23 protein-coding genes are annotated in these 26,526 nt (G+C 59.3%); 17 read left to right on the top strand and 6 right to left on the bottom strand.

What is annotated here, in order from left to right:
- Positions 1 to 95 precede the first annotated feature (95 nt).
- The 7 genes from cpdA to ACZYSM_RS00820 all read left to right on the top strand — a co-directional run bounded on the left by cpdA (position 96) and on the right by ACZYSM_RS00820 (position 8,252).
- On the top strand, positions 96 to 911 hold the full coding sequence (cpdA, locus tag ACZYSM_RS00850) for a 3',5'-cyclic-AMP phosphodiesterase (protein WP_489067923.1): 816 nt from the start codon (positions 96 to 98) through the stop codon (positions 909 to 911).
- Positions 912 to 1,039: 128 nt separating this feature from the next.
- Positions 1,040 to 1,648, top strand: coding sequence for a YqiA/YcfP family alpha/beta fold hydrolase (locus tag ACZYSM_RS00845; RefSeq protein WP_489067921.1), 609 nt, complete (start codon positions 1,040 to 1,042; stop codon positions 1,646 to 1,648).
- Positions 1,649 to 1,693: 45 nt separating this feature from the next.
- The gene (parE, locus tag ACZYSM_RS00840; protein ID WP_489067919.1) at positions 1,694 to 3,598 is read left to right on the top strand and encodes a DNA topoisomerase IV subunit B; all 1,905 of its coding nucleotides are present in this window, start codon (positions 1,694 to 1,696) and stop codon (positions 3,596 to 3,598) included.
- Positions 3,598 to 4,581 carry an esterase-like activity of phytase family protein gene (locus tag ACZYSM_RS00835; protein ID WP_489067918.1) on the top strand — a complete coding sequence of 328 codons (984 nt, stop codon included), beginning with the start codon at positions 3,598 to 3,600 and terminating at the stop codon, positions 4,579 to 4,581. The genes parE and ACZYSM_RS00835 overlap by 1 nt, the downstream gene beginning before the upstream one ends.
- Positions 4,578 to 5,099, top strand: coding sequence for a retropepsin-like aspartic protease family protein (locus tag ACZYSM_RS00830; protein WP_489067916.1), 522 nt, complete (start codon positions 4,578 to 4,580; stop codon positions 5,097 to 5,099). Before ACZYSM_RS00835 ends, ACZYSM_RS00830 begins: the two co-directional genes overlap by 4 nt.
- Positions 5,100 to 5,109: 10 nt before the next feature.
- A complete protein-coding gene (gene parC / locus ACZYSM_RS00825; protein ID WP_489067914.1) occupies positions 5,110 to 7,368 on the top strand; it encodes a DNA topoisomerase IV subunit A in 2,259 nt (752 codons plus the stop codon).
- A 176-nt stretch (positions 7,369 to 7,544) separates the two neighbouring features.
- Positions 7,545 to 8,252, top strand: coding sequence for a PqiC family protein (locus tag ACZYSM_RS00820; RefSeq protein WP_489067912.1), 708 nt, complete (start codon positions 7,545 to 7,547; stop codon positions 8,250 to 8,252).
- Between the two features lie 350 nt (positions 8,253 to 8,602).
- Here the strand turns inward: ACZYSM_RS00820 and ACZYSM_RS00815 are convergent, their stop codons facing one another.
- Positions 8,603 to 10,144 carry an AhpA/YtjB family protein gene (locus ACZYSM_RS00815; protein ID WP_489067910.1) on the bottom strand — a complete coding sequence of 514 codons (1,542 nt, stop codon included), beginning with the start codon at positions 10,142 to 10,144 and terminating at the stop codon, positions 8,603 to 8,605.
- 134 nt (positions 10,145 to 10,278) lie between these two features.
- Between ACZYSM_RS00815 and serB the strand changes: the two genes are divergently transcribed.
- On the top strand, positions 10,279 to 11,493 hold the full coding sequence (serB, locus tag ACZYSM_RS00810; RefSeq protein WP_489067908.1) for a phosphoserine phosphatase SerB: 1,215 nt from the start codon (positions 10,279 to 10,281) through the stop codon (positions 11,491 to 11,493).
- Positions 11,494 to 11,706: 213 nt separating this feature from the next.
- Here the strand turns inward: serB and asd are convergent, their stop codons facing one another.
- The 3 genes from asd to ACZYSM_RS00795 are packed head-to-tail and all read right to left on the bottom strand — an operon-like array spanning position 11,707 to position 14,979.
- Complete coding sequence (asd, locus tag ACZYSM_RS00805) at positions 11,707 to 12,567, bottom strand: archaetidylserine decarboxylase (protein ID WP_489067906.1); 861 nt, start codon at positions 12,565 to 12,567, stop codon at positions 11,707 to 11,709.
- Positions 12,568 to 12,585: 18 nt separating this feature from the next.
- The gene (rhdA, locus tag ACZYSM_RS00800; RefSeq protein WP_489067904.1) at positions 12,586 to 13,401 is read right to left on the bottom strand and encodes a thiosulfate sulfurtransferase; all 816 of its coding nucleotides are present in this window, start codon (positions 13,399 to 13,401) and stop codon (positions 12,586 to 12,588) included.
- 39 nt (positions 13,402 to 13,440) lie between these two features.
- Positions 13,441 to 14,979 carry an HDOD domain-containing protein gene (locus tag ACZYSM_RS00795; protein ID WP_489067902.1) on the bottom strand — a complete coding sequence of 513 codons (1,539 nt, stop codon included), beginning with the start codon at positions 14,977 to 14,979 and terminating at the stop codon, positions 13,441 to 13,443.
- A gap of 165 nt (positions 14,980 to 15,144) precedes the next feature.
- Between ACZYSM_RS00795 and motA the strand changes: the two genes are divergently transcribed.
- On the top strand, positions 15,145 to 15,996 hold the full coding sequence (gene motA / locus ACZYSM_RS00790) for a flagellar motor stator protein MotA (RefSeq protein ID WP_489067900.1): 852 nt from the start codon (positions 15,145 to 15,147) through the stop codon (positions 15,994 to 15,996).
- A gap of 3 nt (positions 15,997 to 15,999) precedes the next feature.
- Positions 16,000 to 17,046: a flagellar motor protein MotB gene (gene motB, locus ACZYSM_RS00785; protein ID WP_489067898.1), complete on the top strand. Its 1,047-nt coding sequence runs from the start codon at positions 16,000 to 16,002 to the stop codon at positions 17,044 to 17,046.
- A gap of 52 nt (positions 17,047 to 17,098) precedes the next feature.
- Here motB and rsgA read toward each other — a convergent pair whose 3' ends face one another.
- The gene (gene rsgA, locus ACZYSM_RS00780; RefSeq protein ID WP_489067896.1) at positions 17,099 to 18,130 is read right to left on the bottom strand and encodes a small ribosomal subunit biogenesis GTPase RsgA; all 1,032 of its coding nucleotides are present in this window, start codon (positions 18,128 to 18,130) and stop codon (positions 17,099 to 17,101) included.
- 107 nt (positions 18,131 to 18,237) lie between these two features.
- Between rsgA and orn the strand changes: the two genes are divergently transcribed.
- Both orn and ACZYSM_RS00770 read left to right on the top strand, forming a co-directional pair.
- Positions 18,238 to 18,780, top strand: a complete 543-nt coding sequence (gene orn / locus ACZYSM_RS00775) for an oligoribonuclease (protein ID WP_489067894.1) — start codon at positions 18,238 to 18,240, stop codon at positions 18,778 to 18,780.
- Positions 18,781 to 19,100: 320 nt separating this feature from the next.
- On the top strand, positions 19,101 to 19,712 hold the full coding sequence (locus tag ACZYSM_RS00770; protein ID WP_489067892.1) for a trimeric intracellular cation channel family protein: 612 nt from the start codon (positions 19,101 to 19,103) through the stop codon (positions 19,710 to 19,712).
- Here the strand turns inward: ACZYSM_RS00770 and queG are convergent.
- The gene (gene queG / locus ACZYSM_RS00765) at positions 19,709 to 20,773 is read right to left on the bottom strand and encodes a tRNA epoxyqueuosine(34) reductase QueG (RefSeq protein ID WP_489067890.1); all 1,065 of its coding nucleotides are present in this window, start codon (positions 20,771 to 20,773) and stop codon (positions 19,709 to 19,711) included. The genes ACZYSM_RS00770 and queG overlap by 4 nt on opposite strands.
- Positions 20,774 to 20,836: 63 nt before the next feature.
- On the opposite strand from queG, the gene ACZYSM_RS00760 reads away from it, so the two are divergent.
- From ACZYSM_RS00760 to miaA, 5 genes are read left to right on the top strand one after another with little or no spacing between them, the layout of a single operon-like run.
- Positions 20,837 to 21,697, top strand: coding sequence for an NAD(P)H-hydrate dehydratase (locus ACZYSM_RS00760; RefSeq protein ID WP_489067888.1), 861 nt, complete (start codon positions 20,837 to 20,839; stop codon positions 21,695 to 21,697).
- Complete coding sequence (gene tsaE, locus ACZYSM_RS00755; protein ID WP_489067886.1) at positions 21,685 to 22,155, top strand: tRNA (adenosine(37)-N6)-threonylcarbamoyltransferase complex ATPase subunit type 1 TsaE; 471 nt, start codon at positions 21,685 to 21,687, stop codon at positions 22,153 to 22,155. The genes ACZYSM_RS00760 and tsaE overlap by 13 nt, the downstream gene beginning before the upstream one ends.
- Positions 22,156 to 23,583 carry an N-acetylmuramoyl-L-alanine amidase gene (locus ACZYSM_RS00750; RefSeq protein ID WP_489067884.1) on the top strand — a complete coding sequence of 476 codons (1,428 nt, stop codon included), beginning with the start codon at positions 22,156 to 22,158 and terminating at the stop codon, positions 23,581 to 23,583. It begins immediately after the preceding gene.
- Positions 23,584 to 23,591: 8 nt separating this feature from the next.
- Positions 23,592 to 25,490: a DNA mismatch repair endonuclease MutL gene (gene mutL / locus ACZYSM_RS00745; protein WP_489068269.1), complete on the top strand. Its 1,899-nt coding sequence runs from the start codon at positions 23,592 to 23,594 to the stop codon at positions 25,488 to 25,490.
- On the top strand, positions 25,490 to 26,461 hold the full coding sequence (gene miaA / locus ACZYSM_RS00740; RefSeq protein ID WP_489067882.1) for a tRNA (adenosine(37)-N6)-dimethylallyltransferase MiaA: 972 nt from the start codon (positions 25,490 to 25,492) through the stop codon (positions 26,459 to 26,461). Before mutL ends, miaA begins: the two co-directional genes overlap by 1 nt.
- The last annotated feature ends 65 nt before the right edge of the window (positions 26,462 to 26,526 follow it).

The following is a 26,526-nucleotide window of genomic DNA, read 5'->3' as shown; positions in this document are numbered from 1 at the left end:
GAACTGCGTCCGCTTCGCAGGTTTCCCCTTTTGACTTTCCCCCAGCATAATTGCGCCCTTCATCCAATTCCGTGATCACGCCTTGGGAGAACGCCTTGCCGAGCGTATCCACTTTAACCTCAGCCGATTCTGTGTTGCTGGTGCAACTGTCTGACAGCCATCTGTTCGCCGAGGCGCGAGGGACGTTGCTGGGCATGAATACCCGCGAGAGCCTGCAAAAGGTGATCGAGTTGGTACTGGCGCAGCAACCGCGGATTGATCTGATGATCGCGAGCGGCGATTTGTCCCAGGACGGCACGCTTGAGTCCTATCAGCAGTTTCGTGACATGACCCGGCAGGTCGACGCGCCTGCCCGCTGGATCCCTGGCAATCATGATGAGCCGCAGGTAATGGCCCGGGCGGCCACCCAGAGCCAGTTGCTCGAATCCGTGGTGGATATCGGCAATTGGCGGATTACCCTGCTGGATTCCGCAGTGCCAGGTTCGGTGCCGGGATATTTGCAGGACGAGCAATTGCAGTTGCTCGCCCAATCCCTGAGCGAGGCCCCGGAGCGTCATCATCTGGTGTGCTTTCACCATCATCCGGTTTCCATCGGTTGCGCCTGGATGGAGCCGATCGGTCTGCGAAATCCGGAGGCGCTGTTCGCCGTGCTGGACCGCTTTCCCCAGGTTCGCGCGGTACTGTGGGGGCATGTACACCAGGAAATCGATCAACTGCGCAATGGCGTGCGTCTTCTGGCTTCGCCGTCAACGTGCATCCAGTTCGAGCCCGGCAGCAAGGATTTCAAAGTCGATGACCTGGCACCGGGCTATCGCTGGCTACGTTTGTTGCCCGATGGTCGGTTGGAAACCGGGGTTGAGCGGGTGACCGGCTTCGATTTTCAAGTCGATTACGGCAGCACTGGTTATTGAGGTCAGCTTTTTGTAGCCGCTGGCGGAGCCAACTGCTACGAAGGTCAGATACATCTCAGAGCAAGTCAATCCGCGCCAGTCCCTGTAAACTGCCCTCCATCTTTGGCTGATGCATAGAGGGAGTTCGCATGTCCGGTTCGATCCTGTATATCCACGGTTTCAACAGTGCGCCTGCGTCGAAAAAGGCCTGTCAGTTGATCAGCGTGATGGACAGCCTCGGTTTGAGTGAGCAATTGCAGGTGCCAGCCTTGCATCACCACCCGCGAGAGGCGATTGGCCAGCTGGAACAGGCGATTGCCGAACTTGGTCGGCCACTGCTGGTCGGCAGCTCCCTCGGCGGCTACTATGCGACTCACCTTGCCGAGCGCCATGGCCTTAAAGCCTTGTTGATCAACCCCGCCGTCAGCCCCCATCGGATGTTCGACGGATACCTGGGCAGCCAGAAAAACCTGTATACCGATGAAACCTGGGAATTGACCCACGACCATGTCACGGCCCTGGCCGAACTGGAAGTGCCGGCGCCCCAGGACCCGCAGCGGTTTCAGGTATGGTTGCAGACAGGTGACGAGACCCTGGACTATCGCCTCGCCCAGCAGTATTACCGAGCCTGTGCCTTGCGCATTCAGGCCGGCGGTGACCATAGTTTCCAGGGCTTTACCGGGCAACTCCCGGCCTTGTTGAGTTTTGCCGGCATCGGCGCAGATCTGTATCAGGCGATCGATTTCACCGCACTGTGAAATCCCTGGCCTCTATTTTCATTGAACGACTAACGACGAGACCCCATGGCCACTCCCAGCGCTAGCTCTTATAACGCAGACGCCATCGAAGTCCTCTCGGGCCTCGACCCGGTGCGCAAACGCCCGGGCATGTACACCGACACCAGTCGGCCGAACCACCTTGCCCAGGAAGTCATCGACAACAGCGTCGACGAAGCCTTGGCCGGGCACGCGAAATCGGTGCAGGTCATCCTGCACGCCGACCACTCCCTGGAAGTCAGCGATGACGGCCGTGGCATGCCGGTGGACATTCACCCGGAAGAAGGTGTGTCGGGTGTCGAGCTGATCCTCACCAAGCTCCACGCGGGCGGCAAGTTTTCCAACAAGAACTACCAGTTCTCCGGCGGTCTGCACGGGGTGGGTATTTCCGTGGTCAACGCCCTGTCGACCCAGGTCCGGGTGCGTGTCAAACGCGATGGCAACGAGTACCAGATGACTTTCGCCGATGGCTACAAAGCCACGGATCTGGAAGTGGTCGGCACCGTTGGCAAGCGCAATACTGGCACCAGCGTCTACTTCATGCCGGACCCCAAGTACTTCGATTCGCCAAAATTCTCCGTCAGCCGCCTCAAGCACGTACTCAAGGCCAAGGCCGTTCTGTGCCCGGGCCTGCTGGTCAGCTTTGAAGACAAGGCCACGGGCGAGAAAATCGAGTGGCATTACGAAGACGGCCTGCGCTCCTACCTGGTAGACGCGGTTACCGAGTTTGAGCGTCTGCCGGATGAGCCTTTCTGTGGCAGCCTTGCTGGCAATAAAGAAGCTGTGGACTGGGCCCTGCTGTGGTTGCCGGAAGGTGGCGACAGCGTTCAAGAAAGTTACGTCAACCTGATTCCCACCGCTCAGGGCGGAACCCACGTCAACGGCCTGCGCCAGGGTTTGCTGGACGCGATGCGCGAGTTCTGCGAGTTCCGCAGCTTGCTGCCGCGTGGCGTGAAGCTGGCACCGGAAGACGTTTGGGAGCGGATCGCTTTCGTCCTGTCGATGAAGATGCAGGAACCGCAGTTCTCCGGCCAGACCAAAGAGCGCCTGTCCTCCCGCGAGGCGGCGGCGTTTGTTTCCGGTGTGGTCAAGGACGCCTTCAGTCTGTGGCTCAACGAGCACCCTGAACTGGGTATGCAACTGGCTGAGCTTGCAATCAACAACGCTGGCCGACGCCTTAAAGCCAGCAAGAAGGTCGAGCGCAAACGCATCACTCAAGGTCCGGCGCTGCCGGGCAAACTCGCAGACTGCGCCGGGCAAGACCCGATGCGTTCCGAACTGTTTTTGGTGGAAGGTGATTCCGCAGGTGGTTCGGCCAAGCAGGCGCGGGACAAAGAGTTCCAGGCAATTCTGCCGTTGCGCGGGAAGATTTTGAACACGTGGGAAGTCGACGGCAGCGAAGTGCTCGCCAGCCAGGAAGTGCACAACATCGCCGTGGCCATTGGTGTCGATCCGGGCTCGGCGGACATCAGCCAGCTGCGCTACGGTAAAATCTGCATCCTCGCCGACGCCGACTCCGACGGTCTGCACATCGCAACCTTGCTCTGTGCCTTGTTCGTCCAGCATTTCCGTCCACTGGTGGATGCCGGCCACGTCTACGTCGCGATGCCGCCGCTGTACCGAATCGACCTCGGCAAAGAAATTTTCTACGCGCTGGATGAAGCTGAACGCGATGGCATTCTCGATCGTCTGGTGGCCGAGAAGAAACGCGGTAAACCGCAGGTCACCCGATTCAAAGGTCTGGGTGAAATGAACCCGCCACAATTGCGCGAAACCACCATGGACCCCAACACCCGGCGTTTGGTCCAGCTGACCCTGGACGATTACGAAGCTACCGCAGAAATGATGGACATGCTGTTGGCTAAGAAACGCGCAGGTGATCGCAAATCCTGGTTGGAGTCCAAAGGAAACCTGGCCGAGGTTTTGGCCTGATGCGGAGCGGTTTCGCCCTGGCGTTTCTGTTGTTGGCGACCTCGGTTGTGGCGGCGCCTTTGCCTGAGCTGGCGCTGCTCGCAGAGCATCCGGTGGAAGGTATGCGCGGCGGAAACCTGTCCGGGCTGGCGCAGTGCGGTACAGCGCTGTGGACGGTGTCTGATCGCGATGACGATCAGATCTATCGGCTGGATACCCGCGAAACCGTCTGGCAGGCCGAAACGGTGCGTATCGACGTGCCGCCAGTGCCCGACAGTGGGCTGCCCTGGGGATTGCGCATGCGCACCTGGGCGGTCGCTCCATTGCGTGGCGGCGATCTGGATTTCGAAGGTATCACCTGCGACAGCGCCGGTAATCGCTATGTGGTCAGCGAGGCCCATGCAGCCGTTCTGCAAGTGCCGCCAGCGGGCGCTCCCGCATGGTTGAAAATCTCGCCGCTGATGGTCCGTCAGGCGCGTGCCAGTGGCATGCTGCTGCATTTCAATGCCGTGTTCGAAGGGATTGCCATCAATCCGGCTGGCAACCTGTTGTGGCTGGCGGCCGAACGCGAGCGTCGTGGTTTGCTGGTTGTGCATAAGCAGCAGACGGTCTGGGATTGTGACAGCAATTGTGTCGTGATGAACGAAGGTGGGCCTGAACAGCCGCCGCCTCAGGTCAAGGTGACTGGCGGGCAACAAAAAGACTTTTCCGACCTGGTGTTCTACAAGGACAAGCTGTTTACCCTTGAACGCATGGCCTATCGTATTTGTCGTCGTACACCGGCCTCTGGCGAGATTGAGCGCTGCTGGTCGTTCGCCAATGAAGCGCTGACTGACAGTCGGCGCTACAAAACCAGATACGGTATGGCAGAGGCTTTGACTATCGACGATGACGGCGCCTGGATCGGCGTCGACAACGGCAGCCATGTCCGCGCCGACGGTGAGAAACGGCCGATTGTCTGGCGCTTTGCCGCGCCGACCGATGGCTGGAGCGCCAAGCCATGAGTCAGCAACCGCCCGGCAAACGAGCCGGACGCGTGCTGCTGGTGTTGGCCTGGGGGGCAGGGCTGTTTTTGGCGACGCGGTTTTTCGGGCAATGGGAGCAGCGTCAGGAAAATCCCAATGCTGTCGTGACCTCGCAACAAGGCGAGGGTTATATCGAAGTGAAACTGGTGGGCAACGGTCAGGGGCATTTCGTTGCCAGCGGCCAGATCAACGGTCAGCCGGTTGATTTCATGCTGGATACCGGGGCGACTGATGTGTCGATTCCGTCCGGGTTGGCTGAACGCCTGAACCTGGAAAAGGGCTTTGCGGTGACACTGAGCACCGCCAACGGTCGCAGCGAGGGTTACCGAACCCGCATCGACCGCCTGCAATTGGGCGATATCGTCTTGCACGATGTCCGCGCGCTGGTGGCGCCAGGCTTGAGCGGCGATCAAGTGCTGCTGGGCATGAGTGCCTTGAAAAAACTTGAATTTACCCAGCGTGGTGGCACCTTGCTGCTGCGCCAGACAACGAATTAATGAGGCCCGCATGAGTGACATCCTTGCAGACAGCTTAGATGGCGTTGAGCGCCGATCGCTGGCTGACTTCACCGAAAATGCCTACCTCAACTACTCCATGTACGTGATCATGGACCGTGCTTTGCCGCATATCGGCGACGGCCTGAAGCCGGTACAACGGCGAATCATCTACGCCATGAGTGAGCTGGGGCTGGACGCTGACTCCAAGCACAAGAAGTCCGCGCGGACCGTCGGTGACGTGCTCGGTAAATTCCACCCCCACGGCGATTCGGCCTGCTACGAAGCCATGGTGCTGATGGCGCAGCCGTTCAGCTACCGCTACACGCTGGTGGACGGCCAGGGTAACTGGGGGGCGCCGGATGATCCGAAGTCCTTCGCCGCCATGCGTTATACCGAGGCGCGGCTGTCGCGTTACTCTGAAGTGCTGCTCAGCGAGCTGGGCCAGGGTACCGCGGATTGGGGTCCGAACTTCGACGGCACCCTGGACGAGCCTCTGGTGTTGCCGGCCCGGTTACCGAACATTCTGCTCAACGGTACCACCGGCATCGCCGTGGGCATGGCCACTGACGTACCGCCGCACAACTTGCGGGAAGTCGCGACGGCCTGCGTGCGGCTGCTGGATGAGCCAAAAGCCACGGTCGAGCAGCTCTGTGAGCATATCCAGGGCCCGGATTACCCGACCGAAGCGGAAATCATCACGCCGCGTGCCGATCTGCTGAAAATCTACGAAACCGGTCGTGGCTCGGTCCGTATGCGCGCGGTGTACCGCATCGAAGATGGCGATATTGTCGTCACGGCGCTGCCGCATCAAGTCTCGGGTGCCAAGGTGCTGGAGCAGATCGCTGCCCAGATGCAGGCCAAAAAGCTACCGATGGTTGCTGACTTGCGTGATGAGTCGGACCACGAACACCCATGCCGCATCGTGATCATCCCGCGCTCCAACCGGATCGATCTCGATGAGCTGATGCAGCATCTGTTCGCCACCACGGAGCTTGAGTCCAGCTATCGGGTGAACATCAACATCATTGGTCTGGACGGTAAGCCGCAGTTGAAAAACCTGCGGGCCCTGCTGGTCGAATGGCTGGAGTTCCGCGTCAACACCGTACGCCGCCGCTTGCAGTTCCGTTTGGACAAGGTCGAGCGTCGTCTGCACCTGTTGGACGGTTTGTTGATCGCTTACCTCAATCTGGATGAAGTGATTCACATCATCCGTACCGAGGAAAATCCAAAAGCCAAGTTGATCGAGCGTTTCGCCCTGAGCGAAATCCAGGCCGACTACATCCTCGACACCCGCTTGCGTCAGTTGGCACGGCTGGAAGAAATGAAGCTGCGCTCCGAGCAGGATGAGCTGCGCAAGGAGCAAGCCAAGCTGTTGGCGTTGCTCGGCAGCGAAACCAAGCTGAAAAAACTGGTGCGCACTGAACTGATCAACGACGCCGAAACCTATGGCGATAACCGCCGTTCGCCGATCGTTTCCCGTACTGAAGCCAAGGCATTGTCGGAAAACGAGCTAATGCCGACCGAGCCGGTCACCATCGTTTTATCGGAAAAAGGCTGGGTGCGTTGCGCCAAGGGTCATGACATTGATGCTACCGGGCTGTCCTATAAAGCCGGGGACGGCTTCAAAACCTCGGCCGCCGGACGCTCCAACCAGTTCGCGGTATTTATTGACTCCACTGGGCGCAGTTACTCGGTGGCGGCCCACACCCTGCCATCGGCGCGGGGCCAGGGCGAACCGCTGACCGGTCGTCTGACGCCACCGCCTGGGGCGAGTTTCGAATGTGTATTGCTGCCTGAAGACGATGCGCTGTACGTCATCGCTTCCGACGCTGGCTACGGTTTTGTGGTCAAGGGCGAAGACTTGCAAGCCAAAAACAAGGCTGGCAAGGCACTGCTGAGTCTGCCAAACAACGCCAAAGTGATCCTGCCGCGTCCGGTCAGTGATCGCGAACAGAACTGGCTGGCTTCGGTGACCACCGAAGGTCGTCTGCTGATCTTCAAGATCAGCGACTTGCCGCAACTGGGCAAAGGCAAGGGCAACAAGATCATCGGGATTTCCGGCGAACGGGTGGCCAGCCGTGAGGAATATGTTACTGATATCGCGGTGCTACCTGACGGCGCGACGCTGGTATTGCAGGCCGGTAAGCGCACACTGTCACTCAAGGCTGACGACCTCGAGCACTATAAAGGTGAGCGTGGGCGCCGTGGTAACAAGCTGCCGCGTGGCTTCCAGCGAGTGGACGCACTATTGGTAGAAACTCTCAATTAGGCTGTGTAGAGCGCTCGATCTACGATTTAACCCGTAGATCGACGCTACAACGCTGGAGTCGCGGCGCATATTCACGGATGATATAGCCTTTCAAGCGCCGGCGTGGCTGAGCGTTCTTTAGAATTTTTGAGTATTTACACTGTGGCTCGCCTTGTGGCCGCCACTTGGATGGGATGATGATTGCTCTGCGCCTTCCTTTTATTTTGTTGCTCGCTGGCGTATTTGGCCTGGCGGGTTGCAGCGTACACCAGCCGGTGTCGCTGTATCAGTTGGACAGTGGAAGCCCAACTCAACCAGCACAAAGCGCTGGTATGGCCGTATTGCTTGGCCCAGTGCTGATAGCCGATTATCTGCAACGCGAAACGCTGTTGCAGCGCCAGCCTGACGGCAGCCTGCAAGCAGCGACCGACGGTCGTTGGGCGGGTAGCCTTTCTTCCGACATTGATCAGCTGTTATTGCGCCAGGTTGCCGGGCATCTAGACAGTCAGCGGGTAGTGCTTGCGCCAGCAACCCTCGGCTTCACGCCGGATGTACAGGTTCTGTTGTCGATCACCCGTCTGGATTCGGGGGCTTCACAACCGGCGATTCTCGATGCTCAATGGCGTTTGATAGATCGCCGTGGCCAGGTCCGCGACAACCGCATTGTTCACTTGCAGGAGCAACATACAGGCAGCACGGCCGCTCAGGTTCAGGCCCAAGGCGTATTGCTCCAGCGACTGGCCGAACAACTGTCTGCGGCGCTCAAGCCGCTGGCCAATCAACCGCCTGTAGCTGAAACCCACAAGTCGGCACCTGCACCGGCAAAGGCAACCGAACAAGAGAGACAGCCGAAAATTCCGATGGCCTCGCCGATTCGTACGGATATGGAAGTGTTTCGGTTCTAAGGTGATTGATACAAGACAAAGCCCGCGTTGATGCGGGCTTTGTTGTTTTTGGGAAGAGTCAAGGATCAGGGATTGGGTTAGCCGTCAAAAGATCGCAGCCTGCGGCAGCTCCTACGGGATATTCGTACACCCGCTATATCGCGCTATGCGCGGGTGGCGTAGGAGCTGCCGCAGGCTGCGATCTTTTCGGGGGCACCCCCGACTCCTCCCGAATCAACAAAAAGCCCGCAGCGATTACTCGTCTGCGGGCTTTTTGTTTCTGTTGGGCGGAAATTTTGAGCGATTGTTCTGGCCCCTCGCGGGCAAGCCTCGCTCCTACAGGAAGCTTTTTGATGGGCGCTCGGCTCGGCTTACAGTTTGGCCCGAGTCTCATGCATCCGTGCCAGTTGCCGTTCGAGCATCGACGGGTAAGGCTCCATCAGGCGCTCTACGCAGCAAGCGCCTTCAGGACTGGCGATGGGGCGAATACGTGCACGTTGGCGGATCAGCACGTCATCGCTGATCTTGCGTTCCACCAACAGCAGGTTGCGGCTGTGTTGGGACAGGGCGAGGGCGTCCTGGGCGGTTTCAGTCAGCAGCAGATCGATCTGGCTCAGGCCGAAGAGTTCGTCGCCCAGAGTCAGTCCAAGCTGCAGTTGCAAGGTGATGCCACTGTCCGCGACTTCGATTTGCAGGGCATGGCCCAGCGCCCTGAGCAGTTCGCCACAGCAAATCGCGTTGGTCAGGTAATCATCGCCGCTGTCTTCGCCGTGGAACAGCATCAGCGTGCTGCCGTCATTCAGGGTGTGCAATTCGCTCTGGTAGAGCGAAGCAGCCTGATCAAGGCAGTCGCGATAGCGTTCAAGCAGTTCCGTCAGGCGCGCGCGGGGCAGACGACGCAGTTGATCCTGAGCACCGAGTTGCACGGCCAGGACTGCGCTGCGCTGCGGCTGTGCCGGGGCAACCGGTTTTGGCAGCTGTTTCGGGGCTGTCGCTACAGAGTGGTCGCGCAGGTCGGCGAATGGGTCTTCTTCGTCCTGGTCGTCTTCTTCGGCGCTGACAATATGCCGTGGCGCTGGCTTGAGCCCGGCGACTGGCGCGGTTTCGTCGAAGCTAGGGTCGCGCAGATTGCGCACCTCGAAAGCCGGTTCGGCCTCTTCTGCTTCGTCGTAATCGCTGTCGTCGTAATCCGCTTCAGGCACAGGCTCAGGCTCAACCTTCTCAGGCGCGAAATTGGCGTGGAGCTGACGGGCCAGGTCACCGATTTCGTCCTGACGCTGAGTTGCCGGGGTATGTTCGTCAATATCCCGTAGCCAAACACGCAATTGCATCAGTGGCGTGGAGATATTCCGTCCCAGACGCAAACTCAAGGCCAGGGAGAGCGCCAGCAAAATCGCGCTGAGGATGCCCATGCTTTGCAGGCTGATGGTCATCGGCTGCTGGAACTGCTCCATATCGAGGCTGATCCGCAGGTGCCCGGCGGTCACGTCCTGGAACGTGATCTTGGTCTGATACAGACCTTCAGCCTCACCCAACAGTCCGTTTTTTGGGCGTTGGCCGGCTTCGGCAAGAATCCGGTTGTCTACGCTATAGATTGCAGCGTGGGCCACCAGCGGGTTTTTGGTCAGGTTGTTCAGCAGTACGTTGAGGCTGAGGATGTCGTTGGACACCAGCAGTTCGGTTGCTGAAGTGGCGGTTTGGGTGGTCAGGCTCTGGCCGAGGGCATCTGCCTGCTCGTGCATCGCCTGTTTGAACTGCAGACCCATCACGCAGGCATAGATCACCAGGGCCAAGGCGACCAGGATCACGTTATGGCTGGCAATGCGCAATGCGATCGGTACACGGCGGTGGCGCAGTGCCCGGAAGATCAGCAGAAAGAAGTTATCGGTTTTAACTGGCGTTGGCCGGTTCACTGAGCTCGGCTCTTTTGTCCGTGAAGTTGAGGCGCAGTATAGCGATAGGCCCTAGGCCGGCAAAGCGCTGGCTGTGCCCGATGGTCACTGAATGTGGGTAGAATGCGGTTTTTTTCCACTTGCGGGGGTGCGCCTTGCGCGAAATCGTCCTGATAAACATCACGGGTGTCGACCGTCCGGGTCTGACTGCGGCTATTACTGGCGTCTTGGCCCAGGGTGGTGTGAATATTCTCGACATCGGTCAGGCGGTGATCCACGACACTCTGTCGTTCGGCATCCTGGTTGAAATTCCGAGTACCGAGCAAGGTTCTTCCGTGCTCAAGGACATCCTGTTCACGGCTTACAAGCTGGATCAGCAAGTGCGGTTCACGCCGGTGTCGGAGACGGATTATCAGCAGTGGGTGGGAGGTCAGGGCAAGAAGCGTCACATCGTGACGTTATTGACGCGCAAGGTGACCGCCGAACAACTGCAGCGAGTCAGTTCGATCACCGCTAAATACGGTTTGAACATTGATCACATTGATCGTTTGTCCGGGCGCATGCCGCTGGACACTCTGGCGGACAAGGGCAAGGGTTGCATCGAGTTCTCCGTTCGCGGCGAAGCGGCTGACCCACAAGCATTGCGCGCCGAGTTCCTCAGCGTGGCGCAAGAGCTGAACGTCGACATCGCGTTCCAGGAAGATTCGCTGTTCCGTCGCAACCGCCGTTTGGCGGTGTTCGACATGGACTCGACCTTGATCGAGGCAGAAGTCATCGACGAATTGGCCAAAGCCGCTGGCGTCGGTGACCGCGTAGCCGAGATCACCGAGCGGGCGATGGCCGGCGAGTTGGACTTCCGTGCCAGCTTCAAGGAGCGCCTGGCCTTGCTCAAGGGGCTGGATGTCAATGTGCTGGATTCGATTGGCGCTTCGCTGCGGTTGACCGAAGGGGCTGAAACGCTATTCGCCGAACTGAAACGCTTGGGCTACAAGACTGCGATTCTGTCGGGCGGCTTCACCTACTTCGCCAAGCAGTTACAAGCCAGGCTGGGCATTGATTACGTGTTCGCTAACGAGTTGGAAGTGGTCGACGGCAAGGTCACGGGTGTGGCGGTCGAGCCGATCGTTGACGCTCAGCGCAAGGCCGACTTGCTGCGCGAACTGGCCCACAAGGAAGGCTTGCGCCTGGAGCAGACAATCGCTGTTGGCGACGGTGCCAACGATTTGCCGATGCTGGCGATCGCCGGTCTCGGTGTAGCGTTCCGCGCCAAGCCACTGGTCAAGCAATCGGCCAAGCAGGCGATCTCGACACTGGGGCTGGACGGGGTGCTGTATCTGTTGGGGTTTCGTGACCGTGATGGTCAGCTCTGAGTGCTGTATTGACTGACCGGGCCTCTTCGCGGGCAAGAACCAGGCGTCCCCCCTGCTCCTACAAGGTATGTGTCAGGTCACAATATTGTGATCAACCTTTAACCTGTGGGCGCGAGGCTTGCCGGCGATTGGCCGCCCTGAGAATCCTCCGACTCACCTGGCCCTCTGTCCCGCAGTGCTCACAGGGACAGAGGGTGAGGAGAAAAGAAGTACTTATGCCTTCGCCAAGCCCATACCTTGGCCCATCTGTACGGGCGAGCCGGCAACCAATTCTTCAGCCCATTTCACCTGATCCGGTCCGAACAACACGACGGCGGTAGAACCGAGTTTGAAACGTCCCAGTTCAGCACCTTTCTCCAGATGGATCGGCGCACGCGCGGCTTCGTCGTAACGCACGGTCTTCAACTCGCGTTTGGGCGGTGTGACTAGCCCGGCCCAGACTGTTTCGATCGAGGCGACAATCATCGCGCCCACCAACACCACAGCCATCGGCCCGCGCTCGGTGTCGAAAATGCACGCCACGCGTTCGTTGCGAGCGAACAATTCCGGGACGTTTTCGGCGGTGGTCTGATTGACCGAGAAAATCCGGCCTGGGATATAAACCATCTCGCGCAGGGTGCCGGTCAGCGGCATGTGAACGCGGTGGTAGTCCTTTGGCGACAGGTAAATAGTGGCGAAATCTCCGCCCATGAACGGTGCGGCTGCAGCGGCATCACCGCCGAGCAGTTCCAGCACGCTGAAGCTGTGGCCTTTGGCCTGGAATACGCGACCGTGCTCGATCGGACCGAGCTGGCTGACCGCGCCGTCTGCCGGGCTGAGGATCGCGCCAGGGGTCTGGTCCAGCGGCCGTGCACCTTCTTTCAGGGCGCGGGTGAAGAAGGCGTTGAAGTGCTCGTAAGCGGTCAGGTCTTCGACCAGCGCTTGCGACATGTCCACCTGATAACGCTTGGCGAACCAGGCGGTGAAGGCATTCTTGAACCAGCGTACGCGGCATTCGGCAATGCAGCCGGCCAGACGCGAGAGCAGGTGATGAGGCAGCAGGTACTGGCTGAGGATAAACAAACGCTTTTTCATTAACTGTCCTTAAAAACCTTAAATCTCAACAGGCGTGTCGGGGTGGTTGCCCCATTCGCCCCAAGAGCCGGCGTAGCCTTTGACTCGCGGATAACCGAGCGCCTTGGCTACTAGATAGGTGAAGCCAGAGCGATGGTGAGTCTGGCAGTGGGTGATCACTTCTTTATCTTTAGTGATGCCGAGTTTTTCGAGGATCTGCGGCATGTCGGTGCGGATGCGCAGGTTGCGCGCTTGATCCATACCCGCCGTCCACTCGAAATTGATCGCACCAGGGATATGCCCGCCTTTGGCCGCAAGCACTTTCTCGCCGGAATACTCCAGCGGCCCGCGTGCATCCCAGATCGCCAGGTCGGCAGCGCCGAGACGGCTTTGCAGGTATTCGCGGGTGGCGGTGGGTTCGTCGTGCAAGGTCAAGGCGACTGGGCCGCCGACCGCCGCCGGGATTTTGGTCGACACAGGCAAAGCATCCGCCAGCCAAGCGTGAAGTCCGCCATCAAGGTAGTGATATTTGCTATGGCCAATGACATCCAGCAGCCAGATAAAGCGCCCGGCCCATCCGCCGCCTTCATCGTCATAGACCACATAGACCGCATCGGGGTTGTGCCCCAACTCGCCGAACAGCGCTTCAAGAGCAGCGTGTGTCGGCAGCAGGCCGGGCGCAGGCGCATGGCCAAGCTGAGTACGTTTTGGATCGACGAAGCGTGCGCCGGGAATGTGTCCCTCGGCGTAGCGGGCGCTGCTGGTCAGGTCGACCAGAATCATTTCGCGGGCGTCGAGGCGAGCGAGCAGGTCGCTGGGCTCGATCACCAACGGCAAGCCAGAGAAGTCAGACATGTGAGGTCTCCAGAGCACAAAAGGGGGGATTGTAGCGCGTCAGTTGCCGCGGTTGGTAAAGCTGTGCAGTGCCTTTTCAATACACTGTGCGGTTTTTCCGAAGGCCTGCACGGTGATTTCCGAGAAGGGTCCGCCGCCTTGATCGGCCACCATCAACATCACCACCCGGCCGTTGCTGCTCAGTGAGCGCAACAATAGATGCTCGCCGCCGAACTGGCTGCGCAGGCTATTGGGCAGATGCGTCGAAAATTGTGCGTTATTGGCCGGTGTCAGGCGAACTTGTACCGGTTGTGCGAGCAGGCGTTGCAGCACCGTGCTTTGGCTGACCTGCAGGTTCAGCGTGGCGGACTCCTTGGGCAGGCCGGCAATCTGATGGACTCGCAGACTGCTCTGGCTGCGGTCGGCCATCAACAGCATCACCCGACGCATTCCGCTGGCCACCAATGCATCACGGGCGCAGGTGGTCAGGTGCATGGCGTTGGTGAAGCGGCTCGGCTCAACCAGCAACTCAGCGCAGTGTTTGCGCCACATCACCAGGTCTTCGGCCGAGGGCGGTGCCGCAGGGAGCAGGCTGCGATGGATACGGCGTGTGTTCCAGGGCCAGAGCAACGCTTGCGCCGGGTGCCAGAGGTCGGGCATTGAATGGTTGCGTGCACTCTGCGCGGCTTGCTGGTGCAGCTGCTGCTGCAATTCATCCTGTGGTATTTGCAGATAAAGGCTGGTCAGGTACTGCCAGCGCAGAGTGTGCGGGCTGTCCCAGGCATGCTGCGTCGACAGCGCCAGACCGTTGGCCAGCAGCACGGTGTTGGCCGGCTGATTCAGCCAGCGACGCAAGGCCGGATCGGCGTCCAGCCGTTGCTGCTGACGTAGACGGTGATCGCTGTCACGGGCGATACGCAGAACCTTGACCAGTACCCGTTGCTCGTTGAGCAGCAGGCGATAACCCTGCTGTACCCAGACCGGTAAGCGCCAGACTTCGGCCAGGGCCTGGCAGAGTTCCAGCAGGCGCACGCCGAACAGTTCCTGCTCCACCGTGCTCGCCGATTCGCCCTTGTGAATCACCCGCAGCTCCCACTCTTCCAACAATTGCGGATGCGTCAGCGTCAGCGGCCAAAGCGGGGAAAGGAACAGTAAACTGCCCCAATGGATGTCTTGCCACAGGCGTGCGAGGCGGCTGGCGAACAGGCCGTTGGCCTGCTGCGTGGCGTGTTGGCTGATCAGTTGCAATTGCCGCAACGCGATCGGAATTTCTTCCTGAGGCAGGACTGGCAGATGCGCGAGCAATTCTTCTGTGCGCTTCAAACCGAGGCGATTGATCGCTATCTCAAGGTTCTCGGCCGGCTCGGTCATACTGCCGTGGGTGTGGTGGTTGGCTTCGCGAATCACGCTGAGGGCCAGCGCGGGACTGTCTTGTATCAACTCGGCGATATCGCGTATTGAACTGCGGCTGTCGGCGATGGCTTTGCGCACCCGGTCATGACTGGTTTGCGGCACCGGTAAACGTACCGCGTCGAGGCGCTTTATCCAGCCTTCGAGAGTCTTCGGTTTTGGAGTTGGGACTGTCGTTTCATTAGCCATGGTTGGGCGCGATCATCATTCACAATTAACACGCCCAGAAGGGGGCAGCTGGCTTTTCGCCTTAACGGCCTATAGTCTGGCGCAGTTTTGCCGATAAGTAGAAGAAGAGTTTTATTAACTTCCGAATATGACCTTGAACCCGACTCAATAAGTACTTTCCTACCTATGGCTAAAATTATCGGCATCATCGTCGTATTCGCGAGCGTGCTCGGCGGATATGTACTTTCCCACGGCAAGATTGCTGCCCTGATTCAGCCTTTCGAGGTCTTGATTATCGGCGGTGCGGCCTTCGGTGCGTTCCTCCAGGCCAACCCAGGCCACATGACGAAGCACGTCATCAAGAAAGCCTTGGGGATGTTCAGTTCGCGCTTCACGCACACCTTCTATCTGGAGGTGCTGGGCCTGATCTACGAGATCCTCAATAAGAGCCGCCGCGAAGGCATGATGGCGATTGAAGGCGACATCGAAGACGCCTCCGCCAGCCCGATCTTCGCCAAGTACCCAGCCGTGCTCAAAGATGAGCGCATGACCGCGTACATCTGTGATTACTTGCGCATCATGTCCTCCGGCAACATGGCTCCCCATGAGCTTGAAGGCCTGTTCGACATGGAATTGTTCAGTCTGAAAGAAGATCTGGAGCATCCTTCTCACGCGGTCAATGGTATCGCCGATGCCATGCCCGGTTTCGGTATTGTCGCGGCGGTGTTGGGTATCGTGGTGACCATGGCCTCCCTCGGTGACGGTGACCAGAAAGCCATCGGCATGCACGTCGGTGCGGCGTTGGTAGGTACCTTCTTCGGTATTCTCGCGGCCTACGGCTTTTTTGGCCCGCTGGCCCACGCGTTGGCTCACGATGCAAAGGAAGAATTGAACGTCTACGAAGCCATCAAAGCCTCGTTGGTGGCATCGGCTTCCGGCATGCCGCCGTCGCTGGCGGTGGAGTTCGGACGCAAGGTGCTGTACCCGTCGCACCGTCCTAGCTTCGCTGAGCTGGAACAAGCGGTTCGCGGTCGCTAAGTCATGGAAAACAATCAGCCGATTATCATCAAGCGCGTCAAGCGCTATGCCGGTGGGCACCACGGGGGCTCCTGGAAAATCGCCTTCGCCGACTTCGCGACGGCAATGATGGCGTTCTTTTTGGTGCTGTGGCTGTTGTCCACCGCGACTCCGGAACAAAAAATCGCCATCGCTGGTTACTTCAAGGATCCGATCGGCTTCTCCGAAAGTGGCACGCCATTCATCATCGATCTGGGTGGCTCGCCGGAGTTGGCGCCGGACAAGACCCTCAACCCTGAGGTCAAGTCCCAGCCACAGCCAGACAAAGTCATCATCGACACCGATAAGGTCGAAGGCATGGCCGAACAGGTTGAGCACGAACGCCTCGAATTGCTGCTGCAAGAATTGCAGAACAAGGTTAAAGAGAACCCGCAGCTGCAGAAATTCAAGGACCAGATCCTCTTCGAAATCACCCCGGACGGTTTGCGCATCCAGATCATGGACGCCGAGAATCGGCCGATGTTCGACTCCGGCAGTGCACGTCTGAAACCGTATTTTGAAGACATTCTGTTGGCCATGGCCGACACCATCAAAGCGGTGCCGAACAAGATCAGCGTCAGTGGTCACACCGATGCCAAGCCGTACACAGGCACCGGCGACTTTGGTAACTGGGAGCTATCGGCCAACCGTGCGAACGCCGCGCGCCGAGCGCTGGTTGCCGGTGGTTATCCGGATAAGCAAGTGGCCAGGGTAGTGGGTTTCGCTTCGTCGGCGCTGTTTGACCGCGAGCATCCGTTCAATCCGGTCAACCGGCGGATCGATATCGTTGTGCTGACCAAAAAAGCCCAGCGCGCCATCGAAGGTGAGCAAGGTGCCGAGCCTGCGCCAACGCCGATACCAGGGCAGGGCGCGCCAGGTGAGGTGCCGGGCGCCGCGATCGACCCGAATGCCTTGCCGGCGGACAAGGAGCCACTGCCGGCTCACGAGGTTCGGCAGAAGCTGAACATCTTTGAGGATGGCGTGTTGAAGATGGATGAGACGGGTAAAGCTGCGGACAATCCAAAGCAGTGACACCCAAAAAGGCCGCGATCATCGCGGCCTTCTTGTTTTCGCACGCAGCTATTTAATAGCTGTTTTCAGGCAGGCTGGCGATGATCGAGCGATAGCTGTTCATCCGCTGCTGCTGCACACGGCCTTCTTCCAGCGCCTTGAGCAGCGCGCAACCGGGCTCGCGGTCGTGCTTGCAGTCACGGAAGCGGCAGGTGCCGATAAGGTCGTTGAACTCGATGAAGCCGGCTTCGACGTCGGCACGGCTGACATGGCCGAGACCGAATTCGCGAATCCCCGGGGAGTCGATCAGCTCGCCGCCGCCCGGGAAGTGGAACAACCGTGCGGTGGTGGTGGTGTGCGTGCCCTGGCCGGACAGTTCGGACAGCGGACCGACTCGGGCTTCGACTTCCGGCAGCAGGCTATTCACCAGCGAGGATTTGCCGACACCGGACTGGCCGACGAACACGCTGATGCGGCCGTCCAGTTGCGCTTGCAACTTCTCCATTCCGTCGCCTTGGTGGGCAGACACTTCCAGCAGCGGATAACCGAGTTGTCGATAGACCGCCAACAAGGCATTCAGCGCCGGAGCATTTTGCTCATCGATCAGATCGGCCTTGTTCAGCAGCAACAGTGGGCGAATACCGGCGTGCTCAGCGGCCACCAGATAGCGGTCGATAAGGTTGGCGTGGGGTTCAGGCAATGGGGCGAAAACGATCACGATCATGTCGACGTTGGCCGCGACTGGCTTGAGCTGGCCGCGACTGTCCGGGCGACAGAGTTCGGTATTGCGCGGCAACTGCGCAACGATGACCCCGATACCCTGGTTGCCGGCACGCCAGACCACTTGGTCGCCGGTAACCAGCGCGGGCAGGTTGGCGCGCAAGTGGCAGCGGAAAACCTGGCCAGCCAGCTCGCCGTCGCGGGCTTCGACCTCGACCTGCACACCGAAGTGGGCGATCACCAACCCGGTTTGCTCGGGGCCAAGATCGCCGCCCTCAAGTGCTTCCACAGCAGAGGATTCGCGTTTGGCGGCGCGGGCAGCGCGTTCACCTTGAATCTTTTCGATGCGCCAGTTTTGGCGACGATTGAGCTGGCGTTTGGCCATGGGTGATCCGTGTCGATAATGCAGCGGTTAGGTAAAACGGCCGCGAGTTTAGCACGCCGGGGATGTCCTCTAGGCTAAACTGCACAACTACGCCGAGGAGCCGACACATGCAAAACCCGCAGAATCTGATTTGGATCGATCTGGAAATGACCGGTCTGAACCCTGACACCGACGTCATCATCGAGATGGCGACCATTGTTACTGACAGCAATCTCAATACCTTGGCTGAAGGCCCTGTCATCGCCATCCACCATAGCGACGAAATCCTCGCGGGTATGGATGAGTGGAATACCCGTCAACACGGAGGGTCTGGCCTGACTCAACGGGTTCGCGACAGCCGCATCAGCATGGCCGAAGCCGAAGCCGAGACCATTGCCTTCCTGGAGAAGTGGGTACCCAAGGGCAAGTCGCCGATCTGTGGCAACAGCATCTGTCAGGATCGCCGCTTTCTCTATACCCACATGAAAGCGCTGGAAAGCTACTTCCATTACCGCAATCTTGATGTGTCGACCTTGAAAGAGCTGGCCGCACGCTGGGCGCCGGATGTGCTCAACAGCTTCAAGAAGGGCAGCACTCACCTTGCGCTGGACGACATCCGCGAGTCGATCGCCGAGTTGCAGCATTACCGCCAGCACTTCATCAAGTTCTGAGAGCGGTGCTTTGAAGGACGCCCTTTGTCGTAATGCCAGTCAGTTAAGGATTTGAACGCCGCAATACCTTGTGGGAGCGGGCTTGCTCGCGATGGCGGTGTGTCAGTAAACCTTAATGTCGACTGACACACCCTCTTCGCGAGCAAGCCCGCTCCCACAGGGATTGCGCTTAACTGATCGGCATTAGCCCTTTGTCGGCTGTTTTGCGCAAGGTTGCGGTCTTCGTAGGAGCTGATCAATGACCGAGATTAACGCTTGCCCTCTTTTGGTGCCCTGGTGATCTGGTTAGACTGCGCGCCTTCTCGCAAGGACTGCCCTCCATGTTGCTAATGCTCTACCTGATTGCCATTACCGCTGAAGCCATGACGGGGGCTTTGTCTGCCGGTCGCCGCGGCATGGACTGGTTTGGTGTGGTACTGATCGCCTGCGTGACGGCGCTCGGCGGTGGTTCGGTGCGCGACGTGCTACTGGGGCATTACCCTCTGACTTGGGTCAAGCACCCGGAATACCTGGTGCTGACCTCGATTGCGGCGATGGTGACGATCGTCATCGCGCGGTGGATGCGCCACCTGCGCTCATTGTTCCTGGTGCTCGACGCCATAGGCTTGGTGGCCTTCACCCTGATCGGCTGCATGATCGCTCTGGAAATGGGCCACGGCATGTTGGTGGCCTCGGTCAGCGGAGTGATCACCGGAGTGTTCGGCGGTATTTTGCGGGACATCTTCTGCAACGACATTCCACTGATCTTCCGCCGCGAACTCTATGCCAGCGTCTCGTTCGCTGCCGCGTGGTGCTATCTGTTTTGCGTCTACCTGCAATTGCCGAGCGAGCAGGCGATTCTGATTACCTTGTTTGGCGGGTTTTTATTGCGTTTGTTGGCGATCCGTTTTCACTGGGAAATGCCGAAGTTCGTCTACAACGACGAGCACTAACGGTTGGCGTGTTGCTTCAGCGCCCACTCCACATGCTCGCGCACCAGCTCTGACGGGTAATCCCGTCGCGCCTTCAACGCTTCCAGTACCGGAATGCTTGAAGGCGCATTGCCCAATCCCACTGCCAAATTACGCAACCAGCGCTCATAACCGGCTCGCCGCAACGGCGAACCTTCGGTGCTGCTGAGAAACTTTTCTTCATCCCACATAAACAACTCGGCCAACTCGGCATTGTCCAGATTGTGCCGGGGCTTGAAGTCGCTCTCCCCTGAAGGGCGGGCGAAGCGGTTCCACGGGCAGACAATTTGGCAATCATCACAACCAAACACCCGATTGCCGATCAGCGGCCGCAAATCCTCGGGAATCGCGGTTTTCAGTTCAATGGTCAGGTAGGAAATGCACCGCCGTGCGTCCAGCACATAGGGGCCGATGAAGGCGTTGGTTGGGCAAATGTCGAGGCAAGCAGTACAGCGACCACAGTGCTCAGTGGCATGGGGTGGGTCCACTGGTAGAGGCAAGTCGACAAACAGCTCGCTGAGAAAGAAATAACTGCCGGCCTTTCGGTTGAGCACCAGGGTGTTTTTGCCGATCCAGCCAAGCCCGGCCTGTTCGGCGATGGCCTTTTCCAGCACGGGGGCGCTGTCGACGAAGGCGCGATAGCCAAACGGACCAATGACCTGCTGGATGCGATCTGCCAGCTGCTGCACGCGTTTGCGAATCAGCTTGTGATAGTCCCGACCCAAGGCATATCGCGAGACATAGGCTTTTTCCGGCTGAGCCAGACGCTGGGCCATGTGGGTATCGCCCGGCAGGTAGTCCATGCGCAACGAAATCACCCGCAGCGTACCTGGCACCAGTTCTTCAGGATGGGAGCGCTTGCTTCCGTGGGCCCCCATGTAGTCCATCTCGCCGTGGTACCCAGCGTCGAGCCAGCGTTGCAGGTGCTGCTCATGCTCGGCCAGGTCCAGGCCGCTAATGCCGACTTGTTGAAAGCCCAACTCGCGGCCCCAATCCTTGATCGATTGGGCGAGGGCGGGAAGGTCTGTGGTAATAGCAGGCATGAGGCGAGAGAAACCGGGGCTGAGATGCGTATAATTCTGCCAGACATCGGAGCCCGAAGAAGCATGCCGCAGACAAAACACGATTTACCCGACGTTCAGCACCTCGCGCCTGGCAACTTGCCGCCGCTTTCTGCGCGCTCGCTGAGTGCTCATAAAGGTCAGTTCGGCCATGTATTGTTGATTGGCGGCGACCGCGGTTTTGGTGGTGCCATCCTATTAAGTGCTGAAAGCGCCCTGCGCAGTGGCGCGGGCCTGGTTTCTTTGGCGACCCGCAGTGAGCACGTGCCTGCCGCCCTGACGCGGTTGCCGGAAGTCATGACGGTGGGCACGCATTCCGCCAATCAACTGATGGGGTTGCTTGAGCAGGCATCGGTATTGGTAGTCGGTCCGGGGTTGGGGCAGGCTGCTTGGGGGCGGAGTTTGTTGTCGGCGGCGGCCAATGCGTCGTTGCCGCAAGTCTGGGATGCCGATGCGCTGAATCTGCTGGCCAAGGGTGGGCTGAAATTGCCAGGTGGCTGTGTGATCACTCCGCATCCGGGTGAAGCGGCGCGTCTGTTGGGGCTTTCGACAGCCGACGTTCAGGCAGATCGTCTTACTGTTGCGCGCGAACTGAGCAAGAAGTACTCGGCGGTGGTCATTCTCAAGGGCGCTGGCAGCCTGATCGCCAGCCCGGACGGTCGCCTGGCGCTGTGTGGTCGTGGCCATCCGGCAATGGCGACGGCAGGCCTGGGGGATGTGCTCGCCGGATTGGTCGGCGCGCTACTGGCTCAGGGCATGGACGCTTTCGAAGCAGCCTGCCTGGCGGTCTGGCTGCATGCCAGCGCCGGCGAGCATCAAGGAAAATTGGGTCGGGGGCTGGCGGCCAGTGATTTGATTCCAGTCATTCGTCAGTTGTTGGAGGAGCAATCACCGTGTCTGAAGTAACACTGTATCTGGCCGATGAAGAAGCCATGATCAAGTTGGGGGCGCGTATCGCTCAGGTCACCCAAGGACTTGGGGTGATTTTCCTGGACGGTGATCTGGGGGCGGGGAAAACCACCTTGTCGCGGGGTATCATCCGGGGCTTGGGGCATGTGGGGGCGGTCAAGAGTCCGACCTTTACCTTGGTAGAGCCTTACGAAATCGGTGAGCTGCGAGCCTACCACTTCGACCTGTATCGGCTGGTTGATCCGGAGGAGCTAGAGTTTCTGGGTATTCGTGATTACTTCGAAGGTGATGCGCTGTGCCTGATCGAATGGCCCCAGCGTGGTGCAGGCTTTTTGCCAAAGCCCGACCTGACCATTACCATTAGCCCGCATAATAGCGGACGTTCGCTGAGTTTGTTGCCCCAAGGCTCGCGTGGCGAGTCGTGGTGTGCCGCTTTGGCATTGGAAATTAAATAAATGATGGGGTTAGGTATGCGCATGCGCGCGTTGGTTGCTGTCGTAGGACTGTTGCTTACGGCATTGGCCGTCGACGCTGTGGCCGCTACACAGGTGCGCAGCGTACGGCTGTGGCGCGCGCCGGATAACACGCGACTGGTGTTCGACCTGTCCGGTCCGGTGGAGCATAGCGTTTTTACCCTGACTTCCCCGGATCGTCTGGTGATCGACATCAATGGCGCGACCTTGGGCGGGTCGCTGAAGGTCTCCACCGCCAACACGCCGATCACCGCCATGCGCTCGGCCCAGCGTACGCCGACCGACCTGCGGGTGGTCATCGACCTGAAAAAAGCCGTCACGCCGAAAAGTTTCATCCTGGCGCCGAATGCACAGTACGGCAACCGCTTGGTAGTTGACCTGTTCGATAGCGCCGCTGATGCCGCGCCGATCCCGCCTCCGACCAACGTTGCCACTGTGCCCGTGGTCCCGGTTACTCCGGTTGAGCCGGCGATCAAGCTTCCACCTGCGCCGGCCGGCAAGCGCGACATCATTGTGGTTATCGACGCCGGTCACGGTGGTGAAGATCCGGGCGCTTCCGGTTCCCGTGGTCAGAAGGAAAAAGACGTGGTGCTGGCGATCGCCAGGGAGTTGCAGCGTCAGGTCAGCGGTATGAAAGGCTTCCGTGCCGAGCTGACCCGAACCGGCGACTACTTCATTCCGTTGCGTGGTCGTACCGAGATTGCCCGCAAGAAGGGCGCGGACCTGTTCGTTTCTATTCACGCTGATGCGGCGCCGTCGGCAGCCGCCTTCGGTGCTTCGGTGTTTGCCTTGTCAGAGCGCGGTGCCACCTCCGAGACCGCTCGTTGGCTGGCCGACAGTGAAAACCGCTCCGACCTGATCGGCGGGGCTGGTAATGTCAGTCTCGATGACAAAGACCGAATGCTTGCTGGTGTGCTCCTGGATTTGTCCATGACCGCTTCGCTCACCTCAAGCCTGAACGTTGGGCAGAAGGTTCTGAGCAATATTGGTCGGGTCACGCCACTGCACAAGCAGCGTGTCGAACAGGCCGGGTTCATGGTGCTCAAATCGCCGGATATTCCATCTATCCTGGTGGAAACCGGGTTTATCTCCAATGCCAACGAAGCCTCAAAACTGGCTGCGTCCAACCATCAGCAAGCGCTGGCCCGCTCTATCAGCAGCGGTGTTCGCCAGTTCTTCCAGCAGAACCCGCCACCGGGCACTTACATTGCCTGGCTGCGTGATTCTGGAAAAATCGCTCAAGGGCCACGTGATCACCGGGTAAGTCCGGGTGAAACGCTGGCGATGATTGCCGTGCGCTATCAGGTTTCGGCCTCCACCTTGCGCAGCGCCAATAATCTGAGCAGCGATGAACTGAAAATCGGTCAGATCCTGACCATTCCGGGCACTGAACTGGCGGCCAAGGAATGAGTGAGATGCTGAGCAATAACGCGCGTATTGAGCTGCTCAGTCCGCGGTTGGCGAACCAGATCGCCGCCGGTGAGGTTGTCGAGCGCCCGGCATCAGTGATCAAGGAATTGCTGGAAAACAGCCTCGACTCCGGTGCCAAGCGCATTGATGTGGATGTCGAGCAAGCCGGGGTCAAGCTGTTGCGAGTGCGTGACGATGGCAGCGGCATCTCTTCGGATGACCTGCCGTTGGCACTGGCTCGACATGCCACTAGCAAGATCCGCGACCTGGAAGATCTCGAACGCGTGATGAGCCTGGGATTCCGTGGTGAAGCACTGGCGTCCATCAGCTCGGTGGCGCGGTTGACCCTGACCTCTCGCACCCGCGATGCCGACCAGGCCTGGCAAGTCGAGACCGAAGGCCGCGACATGGCCCCGCGTGTACAGCCGGCGGCGCATCCGGTCGGGACTTCGGTGGAAGTGCGCGATCTATTTTTCAACACGCCCGCCCGGCGCAAATTTCTCAAGGCCGAAAAAACCGAGTTCGATCACCTGCAAGAAGTGATCAAGCGTCTTGCGCTGGCACGTTTCGACGTGGCGTTCCATTTGCGCCACAACGGCAAGACCATTCTCAGCCTGCACGAAGCCCATGACGACGCGGCTCGCGCCCGGCGTGTGGCGGCGGTTTGCGGTGCGGGATTCCTCGAGCAAGCACTGCCGATTGAGGTCGAGCGCAATGGTCTGCACCTATGGGGCTGGGTCGGGTTGCCGACGTTCTCCCGAAGCCAGGCGGATTTGCAGTATTTCTACGTCAACGGCCGAGCGGTGCGCGACAAGCTGGTAGCCCACGCAGTGCGCCAAGCTTACCGTGACGTGTTGTTCAATGGTCGGCACCCGACCTTTGTGCTGTTTTTTGAAGTCGACCCGGCGGTTGTGGACGTCAACGTCCACCCGACCAAGCACGAAGTGCGCTTCCGTGACGGGCGCATGGTTCACGACTTCCTCTACGGCACCTTGCACCGGGCCTTGGGCGACGTGCGTCCGGAAGATCATCTGGCCGCTCCAGCTGCTGTTGCCGGCATTGTCCGGCCAAGCGGAATTGAAGCCGGCGAGTTCGGGCCGCAGGGCGAAATGCGTCTGGCGGCCAATCTGCTGCTGGAACAACCCCAGCCTCAACCGACATTCAATGCGCCGGGTTCAGGCGCCGGGGCGGGTTATCAGTACCAATACACGCCACGACCTCAATCGACGTTGCCGGCTGCCGAAGCTCAGAGCGCTTATCGCGAGTTTTATGCGCCCCTGCCAGAAAGCGGGGCAGTATCGTTGCCGGACGGCCAGGGTGATATTCCCCCCTTGGGTTATGCACTGGCGCAGCTTAAAGGCATCTATATCCTCTCGGAAAACGCCCAGGGCCTGGTGCTGGTGGACATGCATGCAGCCCATGAGCGGATCATGTATGAGCGACTGAAGGTTGCGATGGCCAGCGAAGGTCTGAGTGGCCAACCATTGCTGGTGCCTGAGTCGATTGCGGTCAGCCAGCGCGAAGCGGATTGCGCTGAAGAGCACGTCAACTGGTTCCAGCGTCTGGGCTTCGAGTTGCAGCGGCTGGGCCCGGAAACCCTGGCAATCCGGCAAATCCCGGCACTGTTGAAGCAGGCCGAAGCCAACCGTCTGGTCCATGACGTCCTGGCGGATCTGATGGAGTACGGCACCAGTGACCGGATTCAGGCGCATCTCAATGAGTTACTCGGGACCATGGCCTGCCACGGTGCGATTCGTGCCAATCGACGTCTGGCCTTGCCGGAAATGAACGGTTTGCTGCGTGACATGGAAAACACCGAACGCAGCGGTCAATGCAACCATGGCCGACCGACCTGGACCCAATTGGGCCTGGACGATCTGGACAAACTGTTCTTGCGCGGTCGTTGATGAGCCAGCTCCCTCCAGCGATATTTCTGATGGGTCCGACCGCTGCGGGCAAGACTGATCTGGCTATCGAGCTGACCAAGGTGTTGCCCTGCGAGCTGATCAGCGTCGATTCAGCGCTGGTTTACCGCGGCATGGACATCGGCACCGCCAAACCATCGAAAGAGCTGTTGGCCGAATTTCCCCATCGGTTGATCGATATTCTCGACCCGGCGCAAAGCTATTCAGCGGCTGATTTTCGTACCGACGCCCTGGCGGCGATGGCGGACATCACCGCGCGCGGCAATATTCCGCTGCTGGTAGGCGGGACAATGCTCTATTACAAGGCTTTGCTCGAAGGTCTGGCGGATATGCCGGCGGCTGATCCGCAAGTCCGCGCACACATTGAGGAAGAAGCTGCACGCCTTGGCTGGCAAGCCCTGCACGACCAGCTGGCGGTGATCGACCCGGAATCTGCGGCGAGAATCCATCCCAATGATCCGCAACGGCTGAGCCGGGCACTGGAAGTTTATCGAGTCAGTGGCCTGAGCATGACGGCCCATCGACAGCGACAATCTGCGCAAAGTACTGAAGCAGCCGCTTCGGGACGCGGACAATTGCCCTATACTGTCGCGAACTTGGCCATCGCTCCGGCGAACCGTCAGGTACTGCATCAGCGAATTGCACAAAGATTTACACAAATGTTGGAACAGGGATTCATTGACGAGGTCGTAGCTCTGCGTTCAAGAAGTGACCTGCATGCCGGGTTGCCGTCTATACGTGCTGTAGGCTACCGACAAGTCTGGGATCATCTGGATGGCAAGCTGACGTCAGCCGAGATGCAGGAGCGCGGCATCATTGCCACGCGCCAATTGGCGAAGCGCCAGTTCACCTGGCTACGCAGCTGGGCTGACCTGCATTGGCTGGACAGCCTGGATTGCGACAATCTGCCGCGCGCCTTGAAATACTTGGGAACGGTCTCCATATTGAGCTGAGTCCTTGCAATTGCCGTCTATCCTTTGGGGGTGTGACGGCCAAGACATCTGTTTTTTCTGATTTT

The organism is Pseudomonas sp. F220 (assembly GCF_057813935.1).
Note: the sequence above shows the minus strand (reverse complement) of the source record. Positions and strands in the feature narration are given on the sequence as shown.